This window comes from Staphylococcus coagulans, from assembly GCF_002901995.1.
In the GTDB taxonomy this organism is placed as follows: Bacteria; Bacillota; Bacilli; order Staphylococcales; family Staphylococcaceae; genus Staphylococcus; species Staphylococcus coagulans.
The window spans coordinates 1-3,408 of sequence record NZ_PPQN01000084.1 but is presented as its reverse complement, the minus strand read 5'-3'; the positions used below and the strand labels follow the sequence as shown (position 1 = coordinate 3,408).

Sequence of the window (3,408 nt, the reverse complement as noted above, 5' to 3'; positions counted from 1 at the left end):
TGAATATAGTCGCTTAATTGTCAGATTAGAATCACTCATACCTTTAATTGTTGAAGAGTTAAATTATCAATCTAATAATAAAACATTATTGATTTATTGCTATCCCGAATCTAATCTAAGTCCGAAAGAACAAATTCGATTTAGAAATATTTTAGAGGGATTAGGGGTTCCAATAATTGTATTAACAGGGTCTAAACATTTTATAGCTCATGATTTAGCGCATATGAATTATATTAGAAATGAAAAGCAATTATTGACAGCAGAGTTTATTGATCACTTGGTGTGGGATGCACCACTTAATTTTGAAAAGCATGAAATTAAACGTAGCTTAGAAAAAATTATTCAATTATATCAAGAGGTCATTGAATTAACTCCGAAGATTTCAAATTATAATTTAGCTGATATCATTGTGTTTGAGCCAATAGATATCTATGTTGTTGTAAGATACCTTAAACATGCAAAACAAGATTTTGAATTGGATATCCATTATGATAATTTACCGATTGCTGTAGCGAAATATATCAAAATGTATGATTTGAAGTTTAATAAATAAATCTAAACGCCTATTAAAGGGAAAGGTTCTAGCGCTTGGTCAATTGACTTGTAAATCAATCGATTAATCAAGCGCTTCTAGATTATTTTAAACAAAATTAAACGAAAATTTAAAAATGTCTAGCATAAACTTGCTTATAATAATCATAAAAATAAGCTATAATTATAGCTAGAGGTTTTAGTACTCTGTAATTTTAGGTATAAATGAAACAATCTCTGTTGTTCTTGCAGGTTCGCCTGAGTTTTAGTACTCTGTAATTTTAGGTATAAATGAAACTAAAATGTGGCAAATCGATGGTCGTGATAGTTTTAGTACTCTGTAATTTTAGGTATAAATGAAACAGGCTTGGATATTTAATAGTTCGCAAGAAGGTTTTAGTACTCTGTAATTTTAGGTATAAATGAAACAATTTATTAAAATGGCAAAGATTCTAGGATGTTTTAGTACTCTGTAATTTTAGGTATAAATGAAACTTTCCATCCAGTGTTTGCATAATCGAAGCAGTTTTAGTACTCTGTAATTTTAGGTATAAATGAAACAAACATATTATGCTTTTTATAGCACGCGGTGTTTTAGTACTCTGTAATTTTAGGTATAAATGAAACAAATGACGGTTAAACGTGCAAAAGAAGTTAGTTTTAGTACTCTGTAATTTTAGGTATAAATGAAACTATTGTTACCCGGCCGTGTATCTTTGTGTGGGTTTTAGTACTCTGTAATTTTAGGTATAAATGAAACTTATCAAGAATATTTGTGAGTTTATCCGCAGTTTTAGTACTCTGTAATTTTAGGTATAAATGAAACAAATAACGGAAAAATGCAATTAGTTTACGGTTTTAGTACTCTGTAATTTTAGGTATAAATGAAACCGAGTTAGCAACTCAATGTATTGTTTCTCTGTTTTAGTACTCTGTAATTTTAGGTATAAATGAAACGCAGCCGAAACAGTGATACTTGAACCGCAAGTTTTAGTACTCTGTAATTTTAGGTATAAATGAAACTGATGTTTGGTTTTATCAAACGACGGGAGCGTTTTAGTACTCTGTAATTTTAGGTATAAATGAAACTAATTACCCTCACGCACTGCAGCATGACTAGTTTTAGTACTCTGTAATTTTAGGTATAAATGAAACGTTTAAAGGTTTCTGGCGATTCAATGGATAGTTTTAGTACTCTGTAATTTTAGGTATAAATGAAACCTTCTTTTGCTTTTAATTCTGAACGTAAGTGTTTTAGTACTCTGTAATTTTAGGTATAAATGAAACTAAACGCATGTATTCGCAAGAACGCAAAACGTTTTAGTACTCTGTAATTTTAGGTATAAATGAAACTGTTTATTGCGCTGAAATGGATTCGGAAGGTTTTAGTACTCAGCAATTTTAAATGAATACTAATCACGGATTGTTATAAAATCTGTTTATAATAAAGACAGAGATGTTTTCTAAGATACCTCGTGCTTTTTATTGATTGTATAGCACAAAAAGGCAGAGAAAAATTTGTGAATGTTTTTAACATTTGATATTAAAAAGAGACAAGAATCTTAATTATGATTATAACTATGTAAATGATTATAAAACTTGTATCTTTATATGTAGTACTGTAAGTTTAGTAAACAAATTAGAACAAATTTTAAAATTGTTCAAGACTCATATAATTCAATATATGAAAAATACAATAATACTAAAATCAATTGACAAGTATTCTTGCTACTGGCAAACGTTGTGACATAAACAATACGGTAGCTTTGTCTATAAAAGTATAAGCTCATTGATGTGAATCTGCTATATACATCAATGAGCTTTTATTTTTAAAGTACTTGTAGAATGAATACACTAAAATTCAGAATTTAATTATTATGTTCAATATTGTTAATTACTTGTTCATATGATGCATCTGAAAGGTTACTATGTGTTGTGGCAATAAATTGTTGTAAAGCATTTTTGAAATCTTGGTTGTTTTCACAAGTATAAACTTGACTATATGGTGTCGCATCGCCATCGATACGCTCTCCATTTTGTTTCGCACAGTAAATAACCCCAATTGTAGAAACTGGTACATCTACTAAGGATTCAAAATGCGTTTGCAGGTTTTGTGTTGCTTTTTCAGCCATTTCATATGGATCATATTTGTTAAATTGATACGTCACTTCATTCTCGTGAATATTTTCACTAAATGTATAGTGGGTTCTTAATTCTGATTGAAATTGGTTGTGGTATTGGTGGGCAATGTAATGACCAACAATTTGATGAATGTCACTTTCATCTTTTAAAGGTAAGCGTCCTTCAAAGTGATAAAATGTTTTTGCTTTTAAAGCTTTAAGATTCAACAGAATTAAACCAATATTTGTGACTACAAGGATATCAAACTGCGAAATAAAAGGATATATCGTATTCTTAGGTGCAATTTGACTTGTAGTAAATATACGATAATGGCGGATTTTCTCATCATCAACAAGTGCATCCAAATCTTGAGTTAACGTCTGTTTGGCGCGGCGCAAGTCGAGATGGTATTCACTTGAATCTTTTTCTTTAGTTTGGAATTGATATTTTTCTTGCTTCATTTTAGAAATTTTATTTAACAGCTGACTCTTTGTATAAAGCTCAACTTCTAATTTATTTTGATAAAATTTAACACGCAATAAACTGAGCAAGACAATAATAAATAAGGCAGATATGATAACCCAAATCATAATTGACATGGCATTTATCCTCCTTTCATAACCTTGTTGTAATGAGATATAAGTTAATATTTATCTTATGTTAATTTTAAATGAATGTCTAATTTCATGCATGTGTAAAGTGAAAATATTTTTGAATAATAAAAAGACAGATACCACGGAGAATGATATCTGTTAT

Annotated in this window: 1 protein-coding gene, 1 pseudogene and 1 CRISPR repeat array; of the genes and pseudogenes, one reads left to right on the top strand and one right to left on the bottom strand. The window is 29.3% G+C overall.

Annotated features, from left to right (window positions below; genetic code table 11):
* Window positions 1-553, top strand: a pseudogene (locus tag CD118_RS11245) (hypothetical protein); the annotation flags it as partial.
* A 174-nt stretch (window positions 554-727) separates the two neighbouring features.
* A CRISPR array of direct repeats spans window positions 728-1,884; the repeat unit is 36 nt; unit sequence GTTTTAGTACTCTGTAATTTTAGGTATAAATGAAAC.
* Between the two features lie 515 nt (window positions 1,885-2,399).
* Here CD118_RS11245 and CD118_RS11240 read toward each other — a convergent pair.
* The gene (locus CD118_RS11240) at window positions 2,400-3,251 is read right to left on the bottom strand and encodes a hypothetical protein (protein ID WP_050345677.1); all 852 of its coding nucleotides are present in this window, start codon (window positions 3,249-3,251) and stop codon (window positions 2,400-2,402) included.
* Window positions 3,252-3,408 lie beyond the last annotated feature (157 nt).